Below are 976 nucleotides of genomic sequence, written 5' to 3' on the forward strand. Positions count from 1 at the left end.
CGACGCGGCACGCGGCGGCGCCAAGGGCACCCCGAGGCCCGCGCGCGGCGACGCGAAGCGCGGAGCCGCACGTCGCGGCGCCCCGGCGCGCTCGCGCGAGCTGGACGCGAAGATCGAGCAGCGCAACCGCGACCGGTACGCGGAGGCGCGCGAGGCGAAGCCGCGCCCGGCGGCCGGCGGCGACCAGGAGGGCGAGCGGCTGCAGAAGGTGCTCGCCAGGGCGGGCATGGGCTCGCGGCGTGCCTGCGAGGAGCTGATCGAGCAGGCGCGCGTCGAGGTGAACGGCGAGATCGTCCTCGAACAGGGCATGCGCGTCGACCCGGACCACGACGAGATCAAGGTCGACGGGCTGACGGTGGCGACGCAGTCGTACCTCTTCTTCGCGCTGAACAAGCCGGCGGGCGTCGTCTCCACCATGGAGGACCCGGACGGCCGCCAGTGCCTCGGCGACTACGTCACCAACCGCGAGACGCGCCTCTTCCACGTCGGCAGGCTGGACACCGAGACCGAGGGCGTCATCCTGCTCACCAACCACGGGGAGCTGGCGCACCGCCTCACCCACCCGCGCTACGGCGTGAAGAAGACGTACCTGGCGGCCATCCAGGGGCCGCTGCCGCGCGACATCGGCAAGCGCCTGAAGGACGGCATCCAGCTCGATGACGGCTACGCGCGCGCGGACCACTTCCGCGTCGTGGAGAACACCGGCAAGAACTACCTCGTCGAGGTGACGCTGCACGAGGGCCGCAAGCACATCGTGCGCCGCATGCTCTCGGAGGCGGGCTTCCCCGTCGACCGCCTGGTGCGCACGGCGTTCGGGCCGATCCCGCTGGGCGACCAGAAGTCCGGCTGGCTGCGGCGCCTGACGAACACCGAGGTCGGCATGTTGATGAAGGAGGTCGGCCTCTAAGCCACCCCGCGCCCGGTCCCTGGCCGCCCGGCGCCCCGCCCCCGGCCGCCCGGCGCCCGCCCCCCCTCT

Annotated in this window: 1 protein-coding gene; it reads left to right on the forward strand. The window is 73.4% G+C overall.

Going from position 1 to position 976, the window contains the following annotated elements; all coding sequences use genetic code 11:
* Positions 1–907: pseudouridine synthase (locus JFN87_RS33175; protein ID WP_209346226.1), on the forward strand; the 907-nt coding region annotated here is incomplete at its 5' end.
* Positions 908–976: the final 69 nt, after the last annotated feature.

Origin of the sequence: Streptomyces montanisoli (genome assembly GCF_017813245.1) — a bacterium.
Lineage (GTDB): Bacteria > Actinomycetota > Actinomycetes > Streptomycetales > Streptomycetaceae > Streptomyces > Streptomyces montanisoli.